A 22401-nucleotide genomic window follows, 5' to 3' on the forward strand; every position below is an offset into this window, starting at 1 on the left:
CAACATCACGGATCACCTCCCCGAACAACCCACACCCCGATCCCGCGCTGATCCGGACCGAACATTTCGGTACGCGCGCGACCGGATCATCAACTGAGGACAATATCGACGAGGAGTCTGTCATCGGCTCGAGGAACCGAAGGAGCGCCCGCCCAGGACGGAGAGGTGTTCGACATGCGACAGCATCAGCCGCTCTACACAGCACCCGCCCTCATTTTCGACCGGACCGTCACAATCCTCGATCTGGCTGCGACGCATGACATATACGACCAGAATGGCGCGCGGATCGGCGCGGTTTCCGAGAGCGGCGAGGGTCGTGGGAAAATGTTCGCTCGTCTTCTGCTCTTGCGGATCGACGGCCCCTTCACACGCCGCCTGGAGATCCGGGACGAATTCAGCGCTCGCGTCCTCGCCGTGACCCGACCCCGCAAGGTTTTCAAGAACACGCTGATCGTGCACGGACCCGATGGTGAGTACATCGGAAAGGCTGTGCAGGAAAAGGTTTGGGGCCAGAAGCGGTTTTCGTTCGTCTCCGGCGCAGGGCAACGGGTCGGCGGCATGAACGGCAACGGCATGCTCCGGATCACCACGTGGTCGATTCGGGACGAGACCGACAACGAGGTCGCGACGGTCCGTGGCCATTTCACCATGGCGAGAACCCGGCCGTTGCCCGAACCCCTCGCCAGCATGGCGCTGGCGTCGGCACTGACCGTCGACATGGTTCTCGACGGAAAGGACCTCCCCGCCGTGACCGACCTACTTCCGTGGTAGGTGTTGCACAGAATTCCCCTCGGGCAGCGCGATTCAGGTTCGCAAACCTGCGCTTCACCGATTCGGACTACAACTGCACGCCCAGCAGCGCGTCCACGGCGGTGGAGATGAGGGCCGGGGCTTCGCGGTCCTGACCTGCGTAGTTCAGGGCCTGGTTGGCCCAGTTGTCCACGGCGGCAAGGGCCTTCGGTGTGTCGAGGTCGTCGGCAAGGTGCTGGCGCAGGCGGGCGACGGTGTCTTCGGCGGCGGGGCCGCAGGTGAGGGCGGTGGCTCGGCGCCACAGGTCCAGGCGGGCGGTGGCGTGGGCGAGGACGGTGTCGGTCCACATGCGGTCCTGGCGATAGTGACCGTCGAGCAGGCCTAGGCGGATGGCGGCGGGGTCGACGCCCGCGGCGCGCAGCTTCGAGACGAGCACCAAGTTGCCGCGCGATTTGGACATCTTCTCGCCGTCCAAGCCGATGAGGCCGGCGTGCACGTAGTGGCGGGCGAAGCGGCGGCCCGCGATCAGCGCCTCGGCGTGTGCGGCGGAGTATTCGTGGTGCGGGTAGATCAAGTCGCTGCCGCCGCCCTGGATATCGAATTCGGGCCCGACGCGATTGAGCGCAATCGCCGCACACTCGATATGCCAGCCGGGTCGCCCCGCACCGAACGGCGCCGGCCACGACGGCTCGTCGGGACGCGCGGCGCGCCACAGCAGCGCGTCGATGGTGTCGCGCTTGCCGGGACGGTCCGGGTCGCCGCCGCGCTCGGCAAACAGACGCTCCATGGTTGCGCGGTCGTAGCCGGATTCGTAGCCGAACTGTTCGGTGGCGTCGGCGCGGAAATAGATGTCGGGATATTCGGCGTCGTCGACGGTGTAGGCCGCGCCGGAGGCCAGCAGCTTCTGCACGAATTCGATGACCTCGTCGACCGATTCCACGGCGCCGATGTAGTCGCGCGGCGGCACGATGCGCAGGGCAGTCATGTCCTCGCGGAACAGATTGATCTCTCGGGTGCCCAGATCGCGCCAGTCCACACCGTCACGGGCCGCGCGCTCGAACAGCGGGTCGTCGACGTCGGTGACGTTCTGCACGTAGTGCACCTCATGGCCCGCATCGCGCCACAACCTGTTGACCAGGTCGAAGGTCAGGTAGGTGGCGGCATGCCCGAGATGGGTGGCGTCATAGGGGGTGATCCCGCAGACGTACATGGTGGCCGTAGGGCCCGGGGTCACCGGGCGAACCTGCCGGTCGGCGGTGTCGTACAACCGCAACGGTGGCCCTGCGCCGGGAATTGTCGGTAGGGCGGTATCGGACCAGGACTGCATGATTACGAGGGTAAAGGTGTGGTGGCGGCCATTGCGCCGCACCCTGCTCGCAACGGTAGGTTGTATGGCAACCACCCCGGAGCTGACCTGCCCCTATGTCGCAAAAGTCGGATGTCAATGTTTGCCGTCCGGCGGATCGAATTGCCGCGAGTGGCGTAGGTCACTGTCGATGAGTTTGCTGCGAGCACCGTGCGCCCGAATTCGACCGGGGCCGAGTGGGACCGCGCTAGGTTGGACGGGTGACTGTTCTCGGTGCGGTGTCGATGCCCCAGGTTTCCCCGGAACGTTTGCTCGCGGTGGCGGCCGCGGCCGAGGACGGTGGTCTCGAAGAACTCTGGTTGTGGGAGGATTGCTTCTGGTCCGGTGGGATCGCCACCGCCGCAACGGTGTTGGCGCGGACCGAGCGGGTGCGTGTCGGGATCGGGGTGATGCCGGTACCACTGCGGAACGTGGCGCTCACGGCAATGGAAGTAGCGGCGCTGCTGCGGCTGCATCCGGGCCGGGTGATTCCGGGTTTCGGGCACGGAGTGCAGGACTGGATGGGACAGATCGGTGCGCGGGTCGAGTCGCCGATGACGCTGCTGCGCGAACAGTTGGGTGCGCTGCGCGGGCTGTTGAACGGTGAAAAGGTCAGTGCCGCAGGCCGATACGTGCGCCTGGACAATGTCGCCCTGGCCTGGCCGCCCAGCACGCCCCCACCGCTCACCGCCGCCGCGACCGGCCCGCAGACCCTGCGACTGTCCGGTGAACTAGCCGACGCCACCATCCTCACCTCACGAACCACCCCAGACGGCGTCCGCGCCGCCCGAGCGCGTATCGAGGAAGGCCGCGCGAAAGTCCAACGCACCGAACCGCATCGCGTCATCGTCAACCTGCTCACCGCCACCGGCCCGGACGCGGTCGAACGCCTGACCGCGGCCCAGCAGCGCAACTCCGGTGAGCACCCGCCCGAGGCAGGCGTCGCGGGCGACGCACACGCCATCGCGGAAGCCGTCCGCCGCTACGCCGAGGCAGGAGCGGACACCGTCGTCCTCGAACCCGCCGACGACGATCCCGACCTGGTCGGATTCGTCCGCTTCGCCGGGGCCGAGGTCCGCCCGCTACTGAGCTGAGCGCGGTACGACCCCGTCGGCCGGCGCGACCACAGTGTTCGCAACACGGCGCCGTCCGCTATCGCAGGCAGCGCACGACTCAGAACGCGGGCCACGGAATCGGTCGCGAGGTCCTCGGCATCGGCATCACCGGATCGTCCAGCAACTCCCGCGCACGGTCGGCGAGCGCCTCGATCTCGGCATCGGTGAGATGCGGTGCGAGATCATCGGCGAGCGTGCCGGGTAGCTCCTTGGCGAAGGCGGCGATATCGGCCATCAACCCGTCACAGATGGGTTTGCCCGCCCACCCCCACAGCACCGTGCGCAACTTGTGCTCGGTGTGCAGGCAGATACCGTGGTCGACACCGTAGACCTGCCCGTCGGTACCTTCCAACGCGTGCCCGCCCTTGCGGTCGGCATTGTTGAGCAACACATCGAGCACCGCCATCCGCTGCAACCGTGGATCGTCGGCATGGATCAGCGACACCTCGTTACCCGCCGCATCCTGGGCGCGCAGCACCTCGCAGAACCCGTCCGGCACCGCACCCAACGGCACCAGATCCACCAGATCCAGCCGGTCGCCCTGATCGGTGTGGTTGTCCACCGACTCCACCCACCGCTGCACCATGCCCGGCCCGTAGGGGCCATCGCGCAGAATCGTCTCCGGAATGACACCCCATCCGAGGGCATCCGACACCCGATAGGAGGCCACCTCACGCCCGGCCAGGGTGCCGTCCGGGAAATCCCACAGCGGCCGCTCCCCGCGCACCGGCTTGTAGACCACGCGAACGCCGTCGAAGCCATCCGCATCGCAGACGAGGGTGACATTGCTCGCGGTCGTCACCCGCCCGATCACCGTCAATTCCGCGGTGTGCCACCGAGGCTCGGCCACGGACTACTCCTCTAGCTCGGCCGCGCCGAAAATATCCCCGCGCTTATATCCGTTGGTTCGCACACACATATGTCCGCGCGACGAGAGCGGTTCCCCACACAGCGGACACGGCGGCCGACCCGCCGCGATCACCCGGGTGGAGCGCAACGCGAACTCCCGCGCCTGGATCGGGGTCAGGAACACCCGCACCGCGTCGGGACCCTCCTCGGTGTCATCGAGCACCACCGACTCGTCGACCTCGGTTTCGGTGATCGCCAGCAACTCCACCACCACCGCACCAGCATCGGCGTCCCAGCCCAAGCCCATGGTGCCGACCCGGAACTCGGCGTCGATCGGGGTCAGCAGCGGGTCGCTGTCGGCAATGTCCTCGGCCTGCGGCGGCACCTCGGCGCCGAAGCGGCGCGCGACCTCGTCCAGCAGCAGACCCATCCGATCGGCGAGCACCTTTACCTGCTGCTTCTCCAGCAACACGCTGACCACCCGTGGTTCCTGCACCGCCTGCAGGTAGAACGAGCGATCGCCCGGCTCACCGACGGTCCCGGCGACAAAACGATCGGGGGTGCGAAATACGTGGATTGCGCGAGACATCTGCACCTCCTGATACGTGACCCTGATCGACTACCCGCGGCGCTGGACTCCGCAACACGCCACCTACTCGTTTACAAGGAATCTCAAAGCTCCGCATTCCCATTATCCGCACTCGGGGTCGCACCGAGCTCGCCACCGGGAACCGGACCGGCTTCAGGGTCTGCGGGAGTCCCGGAATCTGCGGCGGGCCGTTGCGGTTTGATAGCCAAACCGGACAGATCCCCCGTGTCATTGAGCCGAACCACATACGGCGCGGTCGGGGTGTAGCGCACGATGCTGATCGAGGCGGGTTCGACCACAATGCGCTGGAAACCGTCGAGGTGCAGACCGAGCGCGTCGGCAAGCACGGATTTGATCACGTCGCCGTGCGTGCACGCCACCCACAACACATCGTGACCCGCCTTTTCGGCGAAGCGTCGATCGTGCTCGCGCACCGCGGCCACGGCACGGATCTGCACCTGTGCCAGACCTTCGCCGCTGGGGAAAACCGCGCCCGAGGCGTGCCGCTGCACCACCTTCCACAGCGGTTCGGTCAGCAGATCCGCGATCGCTTTGCCGGTCCAGTCGCCATAGTCGACCTCGATCAACCGATCATCGTATTGCGGTTCCAGACCGAGCTTTTCCGCAAGCGGCGCGACCGTGCGCTGACAGCGCAGCAGCGGCGAATGCACGATGTGCTCGATCGGCAGCGCGGCGAGCCGTTCGGCGACGTCGCGTGCCTGGGTATTGCCGTGCTCGGTCAGATCGACGCCCGCACTGCGCCCGGCGAGGGTGCGGGCGGTATTCGAGGTCGAAACACCGTGCCGCAGCAGGATCACCGTCATGGCACCAGCCTAACGATCATGTCGCCGAAACCACTCCGCTCGCGAGCAGGCCCATGACCGTCAGCCCGAGCACGATGCGGTAGCCGACGAACCAGTCCAGAGAATGTTTGCCGACGAACTTCAACAGCCACGCCACCGAGGCATACCCGACCACGAACGCCAGAATCGTCGCGACCAGCAGCTGCGGACCGCTGGCATTGAGGCCCTCACCCGCCGGTTCGAACGCATCCGGCAGGCTGAACAGGCCTGATGCCGTCACCGCGGGAATGGCGAGTAGGAACGAGAACCGCACCGCCGCTTCGCGCTCCAGCCCGAGGAACAGACCCGCCGTCGCGGTCGCGCCCGAACGCGACACACCCGGGATCAAGGCCAGACATTGCGCGAAGCCCATGATCAAACCGTCGCGGGTAGTCAGCTGCTCGATCGGGCGGATCTTGCGCCCGTAGTACTCACCGGCCGCGATGACCAGCGCGAACGCGATCAGCATGAACGACACCAGCCACAGATTGCGGGCGCCGGTGCGGATCTGATCCTTGAACAGGAACCCGAGCACCCCGATCGGGATCGTCGCGATGATCACATACCAGCCGATGCGATAGTCGAGTTCACGCTGCGCCTGCTCGTCCAGCACGCGCTTGTGATCGGCGGTGATGACCGGAAGTCGCATGGTGGGCTGGTCGTGCAGCGGCAGCTCCGGCTCGCCACGGCTGGTCAGCCGATCGCGCACGCCGGCGAACCACGCGACGATGATCCGCCAGATGTCCTTGGCGAAGAACACCAGCACCGCCGCCTCGGTGCCCAACTGGGTTACCGCGGTGAACGAGGCGCCCGCGTCATCGCCGAAGAACACCGAGGACACGATGCGCAGATGCGCCGAAGAGGAGATCGGCAGAAATTCCGTGAGACCCTGCACCAGACCAAGAATCAAGGCCTGCACCCAGGTCATCGACTCGCCGACCACGAACCAGCCTCCACTTCCGCCCGAAATATATGTTCCTACTGGGCAATTGGTCCGGCGATCGATCCCATCACTGTGACCACCGCCGCAATCACGCAGCGACAGTACAGTGTCGAGATGGCGTCGGCATGCCCGGCTCGACCGTGCGACCCACGGCGCTGGTGGGCGTCGAGTTGCGTATCCACACTCTAGGCTTGGCGCCGTGACGATAGCGCGGGCACGGTGATGGAACAGCGGACGGTCGGCCGCAGCGGCCTACGGGTGTCCCGGATAGGACTTGCGACCCACACCTGGGGTGCGCATACCGATGCCGACGATGCTGCGGTGCAGTTGGTGGCTTTCGCCGAGGCGGGCGGCACATTGGTCGACACCTCCCCCGCCTACGCCGGCGGTGCGGCACAACGGATCCTGGCCGAACTGCTCGGCGATCTGGTCTCCCGCGACGAGCTGGTGCTCAGTGGCTGCGCGGGTGTCGCGCCGTGGATCACACCCGCACCCGTCGGACCGAACGTGCCCGAGCCGGAGCCGGTGCGGCCGGCCGTGGACACCTCGCGGCGCGCGCTGCTGCGCCAGCTGGATCGGACGCTGCTCGAATTGGGCACCGACTATCTCGATATCTGGCATGTCGCCGCCTGGGATCCGGCGACTCCGCTGGACGAGGTCGCCGCCACCCTCGAATTCGCGGTGCGCTCCGGGCGGGTGCGTTACGCGGGGGCGCGCGGGTTCAACGCGTGGCAGGTCGCCAGCCTGGCGGCGGTCGCGCCCGTCACCGTCGCCCAGACCCCGTACTCGCTGCTGGCCCGCGACACCGAAACCGAATTCATTCCGGCCGCCCAGCATCATGGTGTGGGGTTGATCGCCACCGCGCCGCTGGCCGGGGGCATTCTCACCGGCAAATACCGCGATGGGGTGCCCGCCGATTCGCGCGGTGCGGACGAGGCGACCGCCGCCGAGATCCGGCACCGGCTCGACGACCATGCGACCCGGGTGGTCGAAGCGTTGGTGACCGCTGCCGACGGACTTGCCACCTCACCATTGGCCGTTGCGCTGGCCTGGATCCGGGACCGTCCGGGCATCGCGAGCATGATCGTCGGCGCACGCGATATCGGCCAGTTCACCGGGGTACTGGCCGCCGAGACTTTGGAACTGCCGCGTGCCATCGCGGCCGCGCTCGACGATGTCAGCGCACGCGCGGCGGGGTGAATCGATGCGGGAGGCTAGCCTTACCTGCATGAGGTTTCTCGACCGTGTCCGATCCGGCGGGGTGCGTTCCCTCCTGGCCCTGCTGGCACTGACCCTGCTGGTCGGTTCGGCCTGCGGTACCGACAGTGATGCCACGGGCAGCGGCGGCCGCGGGCCGGTCACCGCGAAACTGGAGAACCTCGACCCGGTGCCGATCGGGCCCGAACCTACGCCCGCGCTGCCCGCGATCGTCCGATCGTTCGACGGCGCCGAAGTCACCATCACCGATGCCAGCCGCATCATCGCCGCCGACCGCTTCGGTACCCTCGCGCAGACGGTCTGGGCGTTGGGTTTGGGCGCCAAACTGGTCGGGCGCAGCACCGCGGCCGGGTTTCCCGCAGTGGCGAATCTGCCGATCGTGACCGGTGGCAGCGGTTCGCTGAACGTGGAATCCGTTCTGGCACTGCGTCCTTCGGTCTTTCTCACCGATAGCACCAGCGCCGCCCCGCAGGTGCGTGAGCAGTTGCGCGCGGCCGGGGTGACCGTCGTCTACTTCGATCCGCAGCGCACCATGGACGGCGTGGTACCGCAGATCGTGGCAGTCGCCGCCGCACTCGGTGTACCCGATCGCGGCCAGGCCCTTGCTCAGCGCACCCGCGACGAAATCGCCGCCGCCAGTGCCGGGGTGCCGAAGCAGGACAAAGCCCTCACCGTCGCCTTTCTCTACCTGCGCAGCACCGCCATCACCATGCTCGCCGGACCCGGCTCCGGCGCCGACGCCCTCATCACCGCGCTCGGCGCACGTGATGCGGGCTCTGCGGCCGGGTTGACCGAGCCGTTCGTCGCGATCACCAGTGAGGCCATGATCGCGGCCGCACCGGATGTGCTGCTGGTGATGTCGGATGGGCTGAAGTCTGTCGGCGGCGTCGACGGACTGGAAAAAGTGCCGGGCATCGCCCAGACACCCGCCGGACGCAACAAGCGCGTGGTCGATATGGCCGACTCGGTGGTGTTGAGCTTCGGCCCGAATACCGGCCGGGTGATCGCCGCCCTCAGCGAGGCCGTGTACGGCACCAAGCCCGCATGAGCGGCAGGTCACGGGCGGATGGCGGCGAGGTGCCGGTGTGAACGGAAGGGCTACCGGGGCAACCGCGACCGGCTCGGCGATGCCGCACAGTCCGCATCCCGTTGCGCCCGAGTCGCGAGGGTGGTCGCGGACCGCGATCGTGTTCGCCGTGGCGGTGGCGGCGCTGGTGGTGTTGGCGTTGGCGTCGGCGGCGATCGGGCAGGTGCCGACGACACCCGCTGAGGTGGCGGGCAGTGTGTTGCATCGGATCGGGTTGGACTGGGGGCCGATGCCCGCACATCCGGCGGGTGAGGTGACGCTGTGGGAGGTGCGGTTCCCGCGCGTGGTGCTCGCGATCCTGGTCGGCGCCGCATTGGCGACAGCGGGTGCGTTGTTGCAGGGGGTGTTCGCGAATCCGCTCGCCGAACCCGGTGTGATCGGAGTGTCGGCGGGGGCCGCGGTCGGCGCGGGCACGGTGATCGTGGTGGGTGGTGCGTTCGTGGCGGCGTGGTCGGTGGCGGCGGCCGCATTCGCGGCGGGGTTGCTGACCACACTGCTGGTGTATCTGCTGTCGCGCTCGAATGGGCGCACCGAGGTGGTCACGCTGGTGCTGACCGGCGTCGCGATCAATGCCTTCGCCGGTGGCCTGATCGCGTTGCTGCTGTTCATCGCGACCCCCGCCGCCCGCGACCAGATCGTGTTCTGGCAATTGGGCAGTCTCAATGGAGCCACCTGGGATGCGGTGCACGTCGTCGCTCCGCTGGCCGCTCTCGGCATTCTCGCCGCGGTGCTCATCGCGCCCCGCCTGGACCTGCTCGCTCTCGGTGAATCCCCCGCCCGGCACCTGGGTGTGGACGTGGAGCGCTTGCGGCGCAATGTCATCGTGGTAGTCGCCGTCCTCGCCACCGCGGGCGTCGCCTTCACCGGCATCGTGCTGTTCGTCGGGTTGATCGTGCCGCATGTGGTTCGCATGCTGGTCGGCCCCGCCCACCGCATCCTGATCCCATTGAGCGCCATCCTCGGCGCGGTCGTGCTGCTCGCCGCCGACGTGGCCGCACGCTCCCTGGTCCACAATGCCGACCTGCCCCTCGGCATGCTCACCTCCCTCATCGGCGGCCCCTTCTTCTTCTGGCTCCTGCGCCGCACGCGTGCTCGCGCGGGAGGTTGGGCATGAGTCGCGAAATCAGCTGGGACGCAACCGTTCCGCGCACGCTCGGAATGTGGTGGGCCCCTGTCGCGAACGCCATTCACCAGCGCGTCGGAGTGTTCGGCCGAAAATGTATCTCTCCCGCCGATCAGTCATGCAGCGTGCGGGCGGGGCAACCGGGCAGGTCGAACGCAGATTCCTGGTGGCCTCGCACGCCGATGCTGGACCGCGGGCCGGCAGTGGACGGGCGCGACGCGCCGAGGGGCCGACAGGCAGTGCAGGCCGGAATGTCGAACTCGACGGCCCGGCGCGGCAGCATTATCAGCGAATGTCGCGCATACATGCCGCAGCCCGCAGGTGGGGCGGAGGTGTGAGCAGGGTGCTGGAGGGGTTGGGGTCGGTGTTCGCACGGACGCATGAGTTGCCGGTGCCGCCGCAGCCGGGTGCGGTGACGCTTCGGGCCAGCGGTGTGAGCGTCGACAGGCGTGGAGCTTCGGGGGCGCATACGCGGCGGGTGCTCGAAGCGGTCGACTTCGACGTGGTCGCGGGCGAGATCGTAGCGTTGGTGGGGCCGAACGGGGCGGGCAAGTCGACACTGTTGGCGGCGCTCGCGGGTGAGTTGGAGCCGAGCGAGGGCACGATCGAACTCGATGGTCGGGCGCTGGGCCACTGGTCACATTTGGATATGGCGCGGCGCCGTGCGGTATTGCCGCAGAGCCACACCGTCGGATTCCCGTTCACCGCTCGCGAGGTGGTCGCTATGGGGCGCGCGCCGTGGGTGCGGACCGAGCGGCGGGACCGCGATGACGAGCGAATCGCCGCCGCCATGACCGTCGCCGACGTAGAACACCTTGCCGCCCGGCCATTTCCGACACTCTCCGGCGGTGAACGCGCCCGTGTCGCCCTGGCCCGCGTCCTGGCTCAGGACACCGCAACCCTGCTGCTGGACGAACCTACCGCCGCTCTCGACCTCGGCCATCAAGAAGCGGTTCTACGCCTGGCCACCGCCCGGGCCGCCGCGGGCGCCGCCGTCGTCGTCGTCCTGCACGACCTCGGCATCGCCGCCGCCTACGCCGACCGCGTCGCCGTCCTGGAATCCGGCCGCATCGCCGTCGACGGCCCACCCCGCAAAGTTCTGACCACCGAACTCCTCACCCGCGTCTACCAACACCCTGTCGAAGTCCTCGACCACCCAGTGACCGGCGCCCAACTGGTCCTGCCCGTCCGTCGGTGACCGTCGCCGGACCCCGCTTCGAAACAGGCCGGCCGTCGCGCAAGCACGACTGGCAGCCGAGCCACATCCACTAACACCGGGCCGAGTCGTCGACGGTTTGCTGTCACGTTCGCACGAAAAGTGAATGCTCAGCCCGAGATCGGGCTCCGAACAGGCGATTTCAGGCCTGATGCCACAGCATCCGCAAGGCGGCGTTGATCGCCCATATCGCGAAGAACACGGCTGCGGCCAGTGCCGTGAAGGCGAGACCGATCAGTACCGCCGCGCCGCCGAACCAGACGATCTCCAACAGGGCGCGCCACGGGCCGGTGAGGGGGTATCGCGCATTCTTGCCGCCGCCCGCCGCGAACAATGCCCACACCACGATGAATACCGCGGGGGTGGCGATTCCGGCGACGACGCGCACGACGGGGTTCGCATCGAGGGTGAAGCCCCAGATCGCCGCTCCGGCGAGTACGCCCAGTTCGAGCAAGAACATCAGGCCCGGATTCGCGCCCTCGAGCACAGTCATTCTCGATCCCTCTCACCCGCTGACGAGCAGCCCCGTCAACGCCAGACCAGCTTCAACACCGCGGGCGTCAACAGCATGCGGACCACGGACGCGTCCAGGACCAGTGCCGCGATCATGCCGTAGGCGATGTATTTCATCAACACCAGGTCGGAGAACCCGAAAGCGCCGGTCACCACGATGAGAATCGCTGCGGCAGAGGTGATTACCCCGCCGGTGTGGGCGATACCGTAGCGGATGGCCTCCGGCGGCGACGCGCCGTCCGCGCGCGCCTCGGCCATCCGCGACAGCAGGAACACCTCGTAGTCGGTGGACAGCCCGAACACCACCGTCACGATCAGCGCCAGCACCGCGAACATCAGCGGCCCCGGTGTGAAGTCGAAGCTGCCGGCCCCGTGCCCCTCGACGAACACCCAGGTGAGCACACCCAGTGTGGAGGCCAAGCTCAGCGCGCTCATCAATACCGCCTTGAGCGCCAACACGATTGAACGGAATGCCAGATACAGCATCACCAACGCCGCGGCCGCCAGGAGCCCGACCAGCAACGGCAGCCGCACGAGCAGCCCGTTGATGCTGTCACGCTCGAGCGCGGGCACCCCGGTCACCATGATCTCCACCCCGGAAGGTTCCGCAATCGCACGCAGCGCATCGATCACCGCGTCCGCATTGCGCTTGTCGGCGAGACCGGCGTTGAGCACATTGATCTGGTCCTTGGTCGGCGCACCGGGTTCGAAACGCCCCGTCAGACCGGGAATCCGGCTCGCCTCATAGCGAATATCGCTGAGCTGCTGCGGATTCGCGCCCACCACCACCAGTTTGATCGGCTCGGTGCGAAAACTCGGGAACAACTGGTCGAACCGTTCCTGCGCGACCCGCGCCGGATTGTCTTCGGACAAATACCGTTCGCTGATCCCGCCGAACTCGATATTGCGAATCGGAACGATCAACGCGAGCAGCCCGAGCACGATCGGCACCACCACCGCCCATGGTCGCCGCATCGCCCGTGTCGCCAGCCGCGAGAAGAACCCCGAGTCGATCTGCGCCTCGGTCTTGGTGCGCGAGAACCGATGCCAACCCCACAGGTCGATTCGCCGTCCGACAATGCTCAGCACCGCGGGCAGCGCCGTCACCGACAGCAGTGCGGCCAGCAGTACCGAACTGATGCCGCCATAGGGCACCGACCGCAACACCCCGTTCGGGAAGATGAACAACGCCGCCAGGCTGATCGCGATGATCGCGGCCGAGAACAGTACGGTGCGCCCGGCCGTGGCCACGGTGCGCGCCGTCGCATCCTCCACACTGTGCCCGCCGGCCAGCTCCTCCCGGAATCGGGTCACGGTGAACAGTCCGTAGTCGATCGCCAACCCCAGACTCACCAGCGTCACCACCGCACTGGCGAAAACGTTCACCGCGATGTGATCGGTGAGCATCCGGATGGTGCCCTGGGTGCCGAGTACCGTCATCCCGCCGATCAGCACCGGCAGCAACGCCCCGACCACCCCGCCGAATACGAAATACAGCAGGATCGCCACGATCGGCAGCGCGATGATCTCGGCCCGGCGGATATCGTCCTGCATGCCCTGATTGATGCCCTCGACAATCGGTTGCAGCCCGGCCAACTGCACCGTGGTGCCGCCGGGGCCACCGCCCGCGCGCCCGGCACCCAGCTCACCCTTGATCGCGGTGTAGTTCTCGACCGTCGCGGTGCCCTCTCCGCGCAATCCGACGCTGGCGAAGGCATGGGTGCGCGAGGCATCGGTGGCCTGCGCGGCGAAGGGGCTGTCCCAATAACTGTCGATCTTCAGAATCCGGTCGGGGTGCCGGGCAAGCAGCTGCTTCAGCGAATTCGTCACTGCCGCACGCACGGTCGGATCGTCGACGGTCATGCCCTCGGGCGCGGTGTAGAGCAAGACGATGTCGCTGTCGGTATCGCGGCCGAAGGTGGCATCGGCGATCTTGGCGGCGGCCACCGATTCACTGCTCTCGTCGAACCAGCCCTCCTGAGTCAGCCGGCCCGCCAGATCCCGGCCGTACCAGCCCGAGAGCAGCACCGCGACAATGGCGATGCCCAGCACCAGATAGCGGTGGCGGTGGATGAGACGACCCCACCGCAGCGAACCGGATTCGATCATCTAGCCGCAGGCCGCGGTGCGGTAATCGGCCGAGCGCAGAATGCCGCACAGGTCGGTGCGCGAGATCTTCCACCTGCCGTCGAGCAGCACGAAATGCACGACGGTCGTGCGGACCGCGGTGCCGGTGCCGTCCTTGTCCAGCCGCATGGTCGCGGTCAGTGTGCCGTCGCGGTTGTCGAAGACCGGATCGGTGACGCCGTAGACGGCGCGCGGATTGTCCTGCAGTGCCTTGTACATGTCCGGGATGGCGTCGCGGAAGGCTTCGCCGTCCTCGATGAGGTCGGTGCGTTCGGAGTCGGGTAGCGCCGGATCCAGGGCGCGTTTGATCTGCGCATCCAATTCGGCGGCGCTCGGCAGTGGTCGGTGGGCGGCGCTGGAGGAGGTCGCGATCGAGGAGGACAGCGAGGCATTGGCCGAGGAACGCGCGGCATCGACCGAGGCCTCATCCGGTCCGGTGCTGCACGCCGCAGCCGCCGCGACGAGGATGGCCGCGGTCAGCACGGAACGGACGAATCGTGTGGTTGGCATCACCATCTACATACCATCAATGACCGAACTGATGCGGCCGAGCAGGGCCCGCACGGTCGTCATGTCCCGATCCGGGGCCGATTCGACCGGTACCGCATCCGGGATCATGTCGCGCACCAGAGCGACGACGCTGCGTTCGTCGTCGAGGTCGATATCGGTGGCGCGGGCCTGCGCGACGGCGACGACGTCCTCCGGTCCGGGCACATCGCTGTCGAGATCGGCGCGGTAGATCTCCAGCTCGACGGTGGAGCGCACGGTGCGGAAGGCGTAGGGCCTGCCGTCGGCCGTGGTGCCGAATCCGTGAGCAAACGGACCAACGGTTATGTCATCGATGGCAAATCCCGATGGATGGTCGGCTTTCAACCGGATCTCCCTGAATTGGATATTGATTCAAGTCAACGGTAACCCCCATCACCGACATTCTCCGCCAGCGACTACCCCGGTAGGCCGGTCAAGTGCGCCATCATGGTCAGATGGTGCTGTAGCCGATGATTTGTCGTAGTTAGGAGTTCGGTGGATGCGCCCATATAGTTCGCTACCTGCTGTGCTTGCGGGTGCGGCGGTGCTGGCGCTGATCGCCGGATGTTCCTCCGATTCCGATAGCGACAAGCTCGAGACTCGACCGGCGGCGACTGCGGCGGTCGCGCCCGAGCAGAGCACGCACCCCGCCGGGGACGTATGGGGGCTCGGCAACCCGGTCGGCGGACTATTCGCCGAGGCGGCCACTGGACAACTGGTTGCGCTCGAAGCGAGCCGCGACACCAGCACAATGATGTTCATCATCGACCCCGTGACCTTCACCCGCGTCGATCCCACTGGCGCGCCGAACGAGGAGATGCGCACCCTCCTGCTGCCCGCCCACGGTGTCGGCTTGGCGCAGGGCAAGCCGGGTGAAGTGCTGATCCCCGGCGACCACCGGATCATGCGTGTCGACATCACCTCCGGCGTGACCACCGAGGTGCCCGTGGACGGCGACGCCAGATCGGTGCGCTACCGCGACGACGGCACGCTGTTCGTCGGCACCGCCGATGGAAAGGTGCGCGAACTTTCCCCCGACGGCAAGGTCACCGACACCATTTCCGGGCTCGCCTCCGCCGATGCCCTCGCCCTCACCGGCAACCATGTCTCGGTCCTGGACCGCCGCCAGACCTCGCTCACCCAGCTCGATCTCGGCAAAGACCGCCTCGGCCTGGCACTGCGCGCGGGTGAGGGCGCGACCAACCTGATTACCGATCCGTTCGGCCGCATCACCGTCACCGACACCGCCGGTGACGAACTGCTGGTCTACACCGCCGGACCGCTCGTGCTGCGGCAGCGATTCCCGGTAGGATCGTCGCCTTACGCGATTGCCTACGATCAGCGGTCCGACACCGTGTGGGCGACGTGTACCCAGAGCAACGAAGTCGTCGGATTCGACCTGTCGACGGGTATACCGAGAGAGGTGGGCCGTTATCCGACGGTTCGCCAGCCGAACTCGGTGACCATCGACGAGCGCACCGGTGACCTGTTCGTCGGTTCCGCGACCGGAGACGGTCTGCAACGGATCCGCGCGGACCAGCGGAAGAAAGGGCAGTGATGGCGCCACAATCACGCGCAGCGCTACCGGCGAGCTGGGAAACCACCAGTGACGACTACGAATACGTGCCACTGCGGCTCCCACCGGAGGTGACCCGGGTGACGGCCTCGATGCGGCTGGCCATCCAAGCCGAATTCGGCGGCTGGGAACTGTCGCGGGTGCGAGCCTACACCGACGGCAGCAGGCGGGTACTGCTGCGGCGCCGAAAAACCGCACTACTACCCCAGCCCGAACCGGGAATGTGAGGCCATGTATTCACTGCTGCTGCGCCTGATGTTCCTGCTGCCGCCGGAACGCATCCACCATCTGGCGTTCACGGTCATGCGGCTGGCGGCCCGGTTCGCGCCGTCGCGCTGGGCGATGACCAAGGTGTTGACCACTGACGATCCGATCCTGCGCAATCACGCCTTCGGCATCGACTTCCCCGCGCCGCTCGGGCTGGCCGCCGGGTTCGACAAGAACGCCGACGGTGTCAACGCTTGGGCGCCACTGGGATTCGGATTCGCTGAAATCGGCACCGTCACCGCGCAGGCCCAGCCGGGCAATCCCGCGCCGCGGTTGTTCCGGCTGTCGGCCGACCACAGCCTGATCAACCGGATGGGGTTCAACAACCACGGCGCCGCAGCAGCTGCCGAACATCTGCGCAACCGCCGCGGCGGTGTCCCGATCGGCGCGAATATCGGAAAGACGAAGATCGTCGAACCCGCTGACGCGGCGGCCGATTACGCGGTGAGCGCATCTCTGCTCGGGCCGCTGGCCGACTTCGTCGTCGTCAATGTCAGCTCCCCCAACACTCCCGGTCTGCGGGATCTGCAGGCCGTCGAATCCCTGCGCCCGGTGCTGCAGGCCGTCCTCGACAGCGTCGAGGTCCCGGTATTGGTGAAAATCGCCCCCGACCTGTCCGACGACGATGTGGACGCCGTCGCCGACCTCGCGGTCGAACTCGGCCTGGCCGGGATCGTCGCCACCAACACCACCATCCGCCGCGACGGCCTGCGCACCGATGCCGGCCAGGTCGCGGCCATGGGCGCGGGCGGGTTGTCCGGTCCTCCGGTTGCCGAGCGCTCGCTGGAGGTGCTGCGGCGGCTCTACCGCCGCGTGGGCGACCATCTGGTGCTGATCTCGGTCGGCGGTATCGAAACCGCCGACCAGGCCTGGGAGCGCATCCAGGCCGGCGCCACCCTGCTGCAGGGCTACACCGGCTTCATCTACGGCGGTCCGTTCTGGATGCGCCACATCCACCGCGGGATCGCCCAGCGGCTGCGCGAAGCCGGTTACCACTCGATCGCCGAGGCGGTCGGCGCGGAGCACGTGGCTCATACCTGATCCCGACCGGTCGTTTCGCGCGGTTGATGCATTGTTGCGGCACATGCCATTTCGCGTGTGTGGGGCCTAAGCTGGTGTGCGGCAAGACATATCGAATGCAGCACCCAGAGGGGGCGGCGCATGGTCCCGCACGACCCGGGAACGAATGCCGAACCGGCGAACGCGTGTGTTCCTCGTGGCGTGGTCACCGTCGTCGGGGGCGCCGTCAGCGATCACATTTACCGTGTCGATCACGTTCCTTCCGCAGGGCCGGAGGCGCACGGACGCTTCGAAGCCCATCCGGGTGGCAAGGGGCTGAACCGCGCCGTCGCCGCGGCACGACTCGGCCTGCGATCGCGACTGATTTCAGCGGTGGGCGACGACGACGCGGGCGGGCGGATACTGGCCTACCTGCGTGCCGAGCGGGTGAATACCGAACATGTGCGCGTCGTACCCGGCGTGCCGAGCGCGATCACGATGGTGGTGGTCAACCCGACGGGCGTGAGCACCACGATCGGTTGTCGTGAGGATGGCATCGTGCCCGATGTCGAGCACATCGGTGACGGGCTCGCCGCCGCGGATGTGGTCTTGCTGACGTTCGAACAGCCGAGCTGGGTGATCGATCGGGTATTGGCCGCCGTCCGGAGCCTGCGGCCCGCGCCCGTGCTGATCGTGCACGCCGCACCGCCGATCGAGGCACCTCACGACCTGCTCCGCCACCTCGACAGGATCGATTATTTGATCGGGGCGCCCTGGGAGCTCGGTGACCTGGCAGGCACACGCGATGCGGATTTCGACTCGTCGGTCGCGCCGTGGTTGCGCGCGCGGGGGGTGCGCAGTGTCTGCGCGGTCGAGCACCTCGCCTGCCGCGTCCGATCCGACACGGTGAACCTCGATCTGCCCGCGAATCCAGCAGCGCGACAAGGAGATTCACCTGGCGGCGGTGCCGCGTTCGGTGCCGCGCTGGCGTATCGGCTGTTGCTGACCGAGCGACCCGCCACTGGCCCGGACTACTACTGGGCAACCGCTGCGATGGCATCGACCTCCGTGGAGGGTCCGGTACCGGTCGGTATGCCGACCTCCGCCACGATCGATGCGGTCGTGGCTCGGTATCCCGCGTCGCGATGACATCGGCCGCCTCCCCTCCCGGCGGCCGATGCCCCGCGGCGCCGCACACTATCGGAACACCCACGGTGTCCGGTCGCCGTGCAGCGACATCCAAGAGGCGGATTCACCGTCCACCGGGTCGTCCTGAATCCCGCTGGGACGCTGGCGTAGTCGAGTCAGTATCCGCTTCGACAACAGGATCACCGCCTGCTCCCAGATGATGCCGACACGTCCGGCCAGGATGGCCGCGTCGGCGTGGGCGTGCCGATCGTGCACGATATCCGGATCGCTGAGGATCTCGTCGAGTTCCATGCCCGCGAGCGCCTGTTCGCGGGTCAGCAGCCGATCCGGCAGCCAGCTCAGTCGCCAGACCGCGGCCCCCGACCCGATCTGACGGTATGCCGACTCGGGGGTGATATCGCTGATCATGGTCCAGTCGGTGGTGTCGACGGTCATGGGTGCCTCCGGTGTAGCAATTCGAGCCCGATGAGCTCGGGGGGTACGTAGCTGGTCACGAATGCCTCCGGTCGAGCATCCGTTGGTGCAGCGTGTGCAGTGCCTGCTGCACGGTGATACCGAGTTGATCGGCCAATGCCCGCGCGTGCGCGTCGTGGTCCGATGCCGGGTCCGGGTGGCTCAGCATCTCCTGCAATCGCATTCCGGCCCAGGCCTGTTCGCGGGTCAGCTGGTCGGGTAGCCAGCTCAATCGCCATGCCGGTTCCTCGCGGCCTGCTCGCCATGCCCATTCGTCGGGCGTGACGCTACTGGTCATCGACCGGCTGCATTCATAGATCGTCACGGCTGTCTCCGGGGTGCCCGAGCTGTCGCCGACCGCATTTCGGGTGCACTGAGCCCCGGTCGACCACTGTGTCGCGGTCAGCCGGGGCTCGTTGCCGTCGGATGGAGCAGGCGACGAGTCGACTTGATCGGGTGAAATGTCGTTCCGGCGAACTCGATTCGTTCGCCTAGGCCGTGGCGAGGTTCGCAACGAGCTCGGTTTCGGTGCCGCCGGCTCTCGGCTCCCCGTGCCGCCGTGCGTGCCGTATCAGCAGAATCACTCTCATCACCAGGGCCCTCCCGAGTCATCTGGCGGACGACGCTTGGTCGCCGTAACTCAGTGTGGCATTTGCCGTTCACTACGGTCAATTGCCGTTGTAAGTTGGTAATTGCCGGTTCGCTCGACGGCTAAACCCCGGACGATTGGCATATCGTGAGAGTGGCACAGGGAACGATCGCAGCGTCATGGAGGACAGGCCCGCCTATGGTCCAGCAGGACTCACGCACGGTTGCCATCCGCAACATTCTCACCAGGCTCAGCAAACGTTCGGGCCTGAGTGCGGATCGGTTGCGCACCACGGAAATCGACGTCGCTCCCCTGCTGGATTTGCCCGTTGTCAAGGAGCGAGCGGGCCGCGAGGGCATCTCGGTGGAGCAGGCCGTCCTGCCGGTGATTCGGGACCTCGCCCGGCAATTGGCGCCGACGCACCGGCTGATCGCCGACGCTGAGTTGTCGCTGGGACTCCTGCGCGAAAAGTCGCCGCACGGAATCGATCTGGCGCGCCTCTACGCGGCCGATCTCGGCGAGCGGCGTGAATATCTCACGGCGGTGTGGGAACTGTTGCATCGCACGGTCGGAGCAGACGACATCACGTCTCCGCCGAGCGTGCGCTCCCTGCGAGCGACGCCCGAGCGCCGGGCGTTCACCGCGTTGGCGGGACAGCTCGTGGCCGCGTCGAGCTACGCCGGCCGATCCGGATATCGTTTCACTCCCGAACCGAAAGTGCTTGTGACGCTGCCGGATTCACAGCCGCAACGCGGAATCGTCACAGTCATCGGCGACTCCGTGATCGATCATATATACCGCATCGGGCAGATTCCGGTGGCGGGCAAGTCGACGCCGGGCGGATTCGAGATGCACGCGGGTGGCAAGGGGCTCAATCGTGCGGTGGCAGCGGCACGGCTGGGACTTCAGGTGCGATTGGTCTCCGCGGTCGGCGCCGACGACGCGGGCAGATATATCCGCGACTATCTGGAAACCGAGAACGTCGACATCCGCCTGGTCAAGGAGGTCCCCGGCGCGCAGACCCAAGTGACGGCCGTGATGATCACCAGCACCGGGACCTCGAGCTACATCAGCTGTAAGGATGAGCGGATCCGGTTGGGTACCCATGACCCCCGCGATCCGGAGGTGCGGTCCGCTCTGGCCGCCTCGGACGCGGTGCTGCTGACCTTCGAGCAGCCGATCGATGTCGTCGAGCGGACCATGGCCGCCATCCGTGCCCTGAATCCGCGTCCGCTGCTGCTGGTGAATGCCACCCCGGCCGTCGAAAGCCCTCAGTATCTGTACGGCTACCTCGACACCGTGGATTACCTGGTCGGCACCACAGGGGAACTCGCCAAGATGCTGCCCGGGGAAGATATCGGCTCGGCCGAGAACATCGCACAACGGCTGCGCATGCTGGGTGTTCGTGCGGTGTGTGTGATCGACGGCTTCCACTGCACGGTGCGATCCGATGCCGTCAACACCCGCATCGCCGACTTCCCCGTCGCGCTTGCCGACTCACCGGGTGCGGCGGCCGCATTCTCGGCCGCTCTGGCGCGCCAACTCGTCGGTACGGCCGGACCGGTCGACCAGCGGGTATTCCGTTGGGCCACTGCGGCAATGGTGGCCACCCAGTCGTTCGGCGATGTGCCGGACGCGATGCCGCGGGAGCACGATATCGATCGGATCGTCCACATCGCCGCCGACGAGCCGACCACGGGCTGAGCGCCTAGGATGCGTCGAGGCCCCGCTGACGCGGCCCCCCTCGGTTGGTGTGTAAATTGGCTCGCACCCGTCACGGGCGGACGTTACGGCGATCGGCGAGGCCACATCACCTGCAAGTTCATCCCATGTATCGGAGGGCCAGCGTGACCGAAGCGGCGTCTAGCCTCGATGAGACCGGGCACCGCTTGACCCGCCGGGGTCGCGAACTACAGGTCGGCGTCGTGCCGATACCGCACGGTGTCGATGGCGGGCACGCACTGGTCTTCGGGCAGGCGACACACGGATCCCCCGTAATCAGCGATGGCTGTCTGGTCCGGATCCACTCCCGCTGCCTCTACGGCGACGCGCTGCGGTCAGATGACTGCGACTGCGGCCCCGAGCTCGATATGGCCATGGACATGATCCAGAACGAGGGCGCGGGCGTGCTGATCTATCTGGAACAGGAGGGCCGCGGCGCCGGGCTGATCAACAAGGCCCGTGGGCTACAGACCAGCGAACGCTTCGACATCGATACCTTCACCAGTTATGCGCGGCTGGAGCTGAGCGCGGATTCACGGTCCTACGAGTTCGCCGCCCAATGCTTGCGTGATCTCGGACTCACATCGGTACGACTGCTGACGAACAATCCCGACAAGGTGGAACCGCTGGAGCAGGCCGGACTCACGGTGACCAGGGTGCCGCTGCACACCTGGCCGCGCAGCGAGCGGGCGCGAAAATATCTGCAGGCCAAACGGCGTCATCGCGGACACCAGATCCCGAGACTGCTGGCTGTTTCGCCGGTCGAGCAAGTCAGTCGGGAGCGACGCGCCCGTATTCACCTGGCATCCGTGGCGATTCCGGTGATGGCGCTGCCCTCTGCTCTGCTCGGATACATAGGCGTCGCCACGATTTCGGCTGCGACGGGCTTGGTGGTCCTGGGTCTTTGCATGTGGCCCGACAGGCGTGGGGGGTACCGACCCGCTCGACGAATACGCAACGCGGCACGTCGGTCGGTGGTCGATGTCGAGCAGCCGTGCTACCTGTATCCGGACCTGGGTGAGGTATCGGATGACATCCGCGCGCCAGGAGAACCTCGCCCTCCCACACCTCGCGGGATCGGGCGCCGACGTGCTCGCGCAATGGCGCACGCCGGTGCGGACCAGTTCGGTACGTAACTGCGAAAACGACACGGCCCCAAGGCTGCTCGCCGAACTCTCGGCAGTGGTGTGCATCGGCTCTCGCCGCCCGGACGATAGGCCGGCGCGCTCCCGGATCCAGCTTTCTCAGCAATCGGACAGCAGCCCTGGTCGGATGATGCGCGAACTGATGTGCGTGGCTGGCTTTTCCGACAACAGGGTCCGCTCATTCGGCTAGGCGCTCAGTCGCATTCGCAAATTCTTCGCAGCTGTGATTTAGACCACGCGGCATGGATCTGGTATG

The 22401-nt window shown here is 67.0% G+C and carries 23 protein-coding genes; 12 read left to right on the forward strand and 11 right to left on the reverse strand.

Annotation, left to right across the window (positions count from 1 at the left end):
• The first annotated feature begins 174 nt into the window (after positions 1-174).
• Positions 175-771, forward strand: a complete 597-nt coding sequence (locus tag ACIBI6_RS07730; RefSeq protein ID WP_364348199.1) for a hypothetical protein — start codon at positions 175-177, stop codon at positions 769-771.
• 67 nt (positions 772-838) lie between these two features.
• On the opposite strand, the gene mshC is transcribed toward ACIBI6_RS07730, so the two are convergent.
• Complete coding sequence (mshC, locus tag ACIBI6_RS07735; RefSeq protein ID WP_364348202.1) at positions 839-2077, reverse strand: cysteine--1-D-myo-inosityl 2-amino-2-deoxy-alpha-D-glucopyranoside ligase; 1239 nt, start codon at positions 2075-2077, stop codon at positions 839-841.
• Positions 2078-2316: 239 nt separating this feature from the next.
• On the opposite strand from mshC, the gene ACIBI6_RS07740 reads away from it, so the two are divergent.
• Positions 2317-3189 (forward strand): LLM class flavin-dependent oxidoreductase, encoded by an 873-nt coding sequence (locus ACIBI6_RS07740; protein WP_396955586.1) that lies wholly within the window; start codon positions 2317-2319, stop codon positions 3187-3189.
• A gap of 79 nt (positions 3190-3268) precedes the next feature.
• On the opposite strand, the gene ACIBI6_RS07745 is transcribed toward ACIBI6_RS07740, so the two are convergent.
• From ACIBI6_RS07745 to ACIBI6_RS07760, 4 genes are all read right to left on the reverse strand, one after another.
• On the reverse strand, positions 3269-4060 hold the full coding sequence (locus ACIBI6_RS07745; RefSeq protein ID WP_364348205.1) for an SCO1664 family protein: 792 nt from the start codon (positions 4058-4060) through the stop codon (positions 3269-3271).
• A 3-nt stretch (positions 4061-4063) separates the two neighbouring features.
• Entirely contained in the window at positions 4064-4648 is a 585-nt protein-coding gene (locus ACIBI6_RS07750) for a DUF3090 domain-containing protein (protein WP_364348208.1), read from the reverse strand.
• Positions 4649-4731: 83 nt separating this feature from the next.
• Positions 4732-5472: a histidine phosphatase family protein gene (locus ACIBI6_RS07755; RefSeq protein ID WP_364348211.1), complete on the reverse strand. Its 741-nt coding sequence runs from the start codon at positions 5470-5472 to the stop codon at positions 4732-4734.
• Between the two features lie 16 nt (positions 5473-5488).
• Positions 5489-6418, reverse strand: coding sequence for an undecaprenyl-diphosphate phosphatase (locus ACIBI6_RS07760; protein WP_364348478.1), 930 nt, complete (start codon positions 6416-6418; stop codon positions 5489-5491).
• Between the two features lie 237 nt (positions 6419-6655).
• Between ACIBI6_RS07760 and ACIBI6_RS07765 the strand changes: the two genes are divergently transcribed.
• From ACIBI6_RS07765 to ACIBI6_RS07780, 4 genes are all read left to right on the forward strand, one after another.
• The gene (locus ACIBI6_RS07765) at positions 6656-7633 is read left to right on the forward strand and encodes an aldo/keto reductase (RefSeq protein ID WP_364348481.1); all 978 of its coding nucleotides are present in this window, start codon (positions 6656-6658) and stop codon (positions 7631-7633) included.
• 28 nt (positions 7634-7661) lie between these two features.
• A complete protein-coding gene (locus ACIBI6_RS07770; protein WP_396955587.1) occupies positions 7662-8699 on the forward strand; it encodes a hemin ABC transporter substrate-binding protein in 1038 nt (345 codons plus the stop codon).
• A 79-nt stretch (positions 8700-8778) separates the two neighbouring features.
• Positions 8779-9852: an iron ABC transporter permease gene (locus tag ACIBI6_RS07775; RefSeq protein ID WP_364348484.1), complete on the forward strand. Its 1074-nt coding sequence runs from the start codon at positions 8779-8781 to the stop codon at positions 9850-9852.
• Positions 9853-10195: 343 nt separating this feature from the next.
• Entirely contained in the window at positions 10196-11059 is an 864-nt protein-coding gene (locus ACIBI6_RS07780) for a heme ABC transporter ATP-binding protein (RefSeq protein WP_396955588.1), read from the forward strand.
• A gap of 160 nt (positions 11060-11219) precedes the next feature.
• On the opposite strand, the gene ACIBI6_RS07785 is transcribed toward ACIBI6_RS07780, so the two are convergent.
• The 4 genes from ACIBI6_RS07785 to ACIBI6_RS07800 are packed head-to-tail and all read right to left on the reverse strand — an operon-like array spanning position 11220 to position 14590.
• The gene (locus ACIBI6_RS07785; RefSeq protein WP_396955589.1) at positions 11220-11570 is read right to left on the reverse strand and encodes a YrdB family protein; all 351 of its coding nucleotides are present in this window, start codon (positions 11568-11570) and stop codon (positions 11220-11222) included.
• Positions 11571-11605: 35 nt separating this feature from the next.
• Entirely contained in the window at positions 11606-13699 is a 2094-nt protein-coding gene (locus ACIBI6_RS07790) for an MMPL family transporter (RefSeq protein ID WP_396955590.1), read from the reverse strand.
• Positions 13700-14227, reverse strand: a complete 528-nt coding sequence (locus tag ACIBI6_RS07795) for a hypothetical protein (RefSeq protein WP_364348226.1) — start codon at positions 14225-14227, stop codon at positions 13700-13702.
• A 6-nt stretch (positions 14228-14233) separates the two neighbouring features.
• Positions 14234-14590, reverse strand: a complete 357-nt coding sequence (locus tag ACIBI6_RS07800) for a hypothetical protein (RefSeq protein ID WP_364348229.1) — start codon at positions 14588-14590, stop codon at positions 14234-14236.
• A gap of 154 nt (positions 14591-14744) precedes the next feature.
• Here ACIBI6_RS07800 and ACIBI6_RS07805 point away from each other — a divergent pair, with 154 nt between their 5' ends.
• The 4 genes from ACIBI6_RS07805 (at position 14745) to ACIBI6_RS07820 (ending at position 18236) form a co-directional block, all read left to right on the forward strand.
• Complete coding sequence (locus tag ACIBI6_RS07805; protein ID WP_396955591.1) at positions 14745-15803, forward strand: YncE family protein; 1059 nt, start codon at positions 14745-14747, stop codon at positions 15801-15803.
• Positions 15803-16048 (forward strand): DUF5703 family protein, encoded by a 246-nt coding sequence (locus ACIBI6_RS07810; protein WP_040691094.1) that lies wholly within the window; start codon positions 15803-15805, stop codon positions 16046-16048. The genes ACIBI6_RS07805 and ACIBI6_RS07810 overlap by 1 nt, the downstream gene beginning before the upstream one ends.
• Positions 16049-16052: 4 nt before the next feature.
• Entirely contained in the window at positions 16053-17129 is a 1077-nt protein-coding gene (locus ACIBI6_RS07815) for a quinone-dependent dihydroorotate dehydrogenase (RefSeq protein WP_364348236.1), read from the forward strand.
• Between the two features lie 120 nt (positions 17130-17249).
• Positions 17250-18236, forward strand: a complete 987-nt coding sequence (locus tag ACIBI6_RS07820; RefSeq protein WP_396955592.1) for a PfkB family carbohydrate kinase — start codon at positions 17250-17252, stop codon at positions 18234-18236.
• A 48-nt stretch (positions 18237-18284) separates the two neighbouring features.
• Here ACIBI6_RS07820 and ACIBI6_RS07825 read toward each other — a convergent pair whose 3' ends face one another.
• Both ACIBI6_RS07825 and ACIBI6_RS07830 read right to left on the reverse strand, forming a co-directional pair.
• Positions 18285-18671: a hypothetical protein gene (locus ACIBI6_RS07825; RefSeq protein WP_396955593.1), complete on the reverse strand. Its 387-nt coding sequence runs from the start codon at positions 18669-18671 to the stop codon at positions 18285-18287.
• A gap of 55 nt (positions 18672-18726) precedes the next feature.
• On the reverse strand, positions 18727-18987 hold the full coding sequence (locus ACIBI6_RS07830; protein ID WP_396955594.1) for a hypothetical protein: 261 nt from the start codon (positions 18985-18987) through the stop codon (positions 18727-18729).
• Positions 18988-19476: 489 nt separating this feature from the next.
• Here ACIBI6_RS07830 and ACIBI6_RS07835 point away from each other — a divergent pair, with 489 nt between their 5' ends.
• The gene (locus ACIBI6_RS07835) at positions 19477-20982 is read left to right on the forward strand and encodes a PfkB family carbohydrate kinase (RefSeq protein ID WP_364348248.1); all 1506 of its coding nucleotides are present in this window, start codon (positions 19477-19479) and stop codon (positions 20980-20982) included.
• 143 nt (positions 20983-21125) lie between these two features.
• Positions 21126-22136 (forward strand): GTP cyclohydrolase II, encoded by a 1011-nt coding sequence (locus tag ACIBI6_RS07840; protein WP_396955595.1) that lies wholly within the window; start codon positions 21126-21128, stop codon positions 22134-22136.
• Positions 22137-22401: the final 265 nt, after the last annotated feature.

It is taken from the genome of Nocardia sp. NPDC050412 (assembly GCF_044458825.1).
In the GTDB taxonomy this organism is placed as follows: Bacteria; Actinomycetota; Actinomycetes; order Mycobacteriales; family Mycobacteriaceae; genus Nocardia.

Excerpts from the sequence above, each read along its gene's own strand:
- ACIBI6_RS07750 (WP_364348208.1), bottom strand. The coding sequence starts at position 4,648 with ATGTCTCGCGCAATCCACGTATTTCGCACCCCCGATCGTTTTGTCGCC.
- ACIBI6_RS07795 (WP_364348226.1), bottom strand. The coding sequence starts at position 14,227 with ATGCCAACCACACGATTCGTCCGTTCCGTGCTGACCGCGGCCATCCTC.
- ACIBI6_RS07765 (WP_364348481.1), top strand. The coding sequence starts at position 6,656 with ATGGAACAGCGGACGGTCGGCCGCAGCGGCCTACGGGTGTCCCGGATA.
- mshC (WP_364348202.1), bottom strand. The coding sequence starts at position 2,077 with ATGCAGTCCTGGTCCGATACCGCCCTACCGACAATTCCCGGCGCAGGG.
- ACIBI6_RS07770 (WP_396955587.1), top strand. The coding sequence starts at position 7,662 with ATGAGGTTTCTCGACCGTGTCCGATCCGGCGGGGTGCGTTCCCTCCTG.
- ACIBI6_RS07820 (WP_396955592.1), top strand. The coding sequence starts at position 17,250 with ATGGTCCCGCACGACCCGGGAACGAATGCCGAACCGGCGAACGCGTGT.
- ACIBI6_RS07730 (WP_364348199.1), top strand. The coding sequence starts at position 175 with ATGCGACAGCATCAGCCGCTCTACACAGCACCCGCCCTCATTTTCGAC.
- ACIBI6_RS07810 (WP_040691094.1), top strand. The coding sequence starts at position 15,803 with ATGGCGCCACAATCACGCGCAGCGCTACCGGCGAGCTGGGAAACCACC.
- ACIBI6_RS07775 (WP_364348484.1), top strand. The coding sequence starts at position 8,779 with ATGCCGCACAGTCCGCATCCCGTTGCGCCCGAGTCGCGAGGGTGGTCG.
- ACIBI6_RS07815 (WP_364348236.1), top strand. The coding sequence starts at position 16,053 with ATGTATTCACTGCTGCTGCGCCTGATGTTCCTGCTGCCGCCGGAACGC.
- ACIBI6_RS07805 (WP_396955591.1), top strand. The coding sequence starts at position 14,745 with ATGCGCCCATATAGTTCGCTACCTGCTGTGCTTGCGGGTGCGGCGGTG.
- ACIBI6_RS07760 (WP_364348478.1), bottom strand. The coding sequence starts at position 6,418 with ATGACCTGGGTGCAGGCCTTGATTCTTGGTCTGGTGCAGGGTCTCACG.
- ACIBI6_RS07755 (WP_364348211.1), bottom strand. The coding sequence starts at position 5,472 with ATGACGGTGATCCTGCTGCGGCACGGTGTTTCGACCTCGAATACCGCC.
- ACIBI6_RS07790 (WP_396955590.1), bottom strand. The coding sequence starts at position 13,699 with ATGATCGAATCCGGTTCGCTGCGGTGGGGTCGTCTCATCCACCGCCAC.
- ACIBI6_RS07785 (WP_396955589.1), bottom strand. The coding sequence starts at position 11,570 with ATGACTGTGCTCGAGGGCGCGAATCCGGGCCTGATGTTCTTGCTCGAA.
- ACIBI6_RS07830 (WP_396955594.1), bottom strand. The coding sequence starts at position 18,987 with ATGACCAGTAGCGTCACGCCCGACGAATGGGCATGGCGAGCAGGCCGC.
- ACIBI6_RS07835 (WP_364348248.1), top strand. The coding sequence starts at position 19,477 with ATGGTCCAGCAGGACTCACGCACGGTTGCCATCCGCAACATTCTCACC.
- ACIBI6_RS07825 (WP_396955593.1), bottom strand. The coding sequence starts at position 18,671 with ATGACCGTCGACACCACCGACTGGACCATGATCAGCGATATCACCCCC.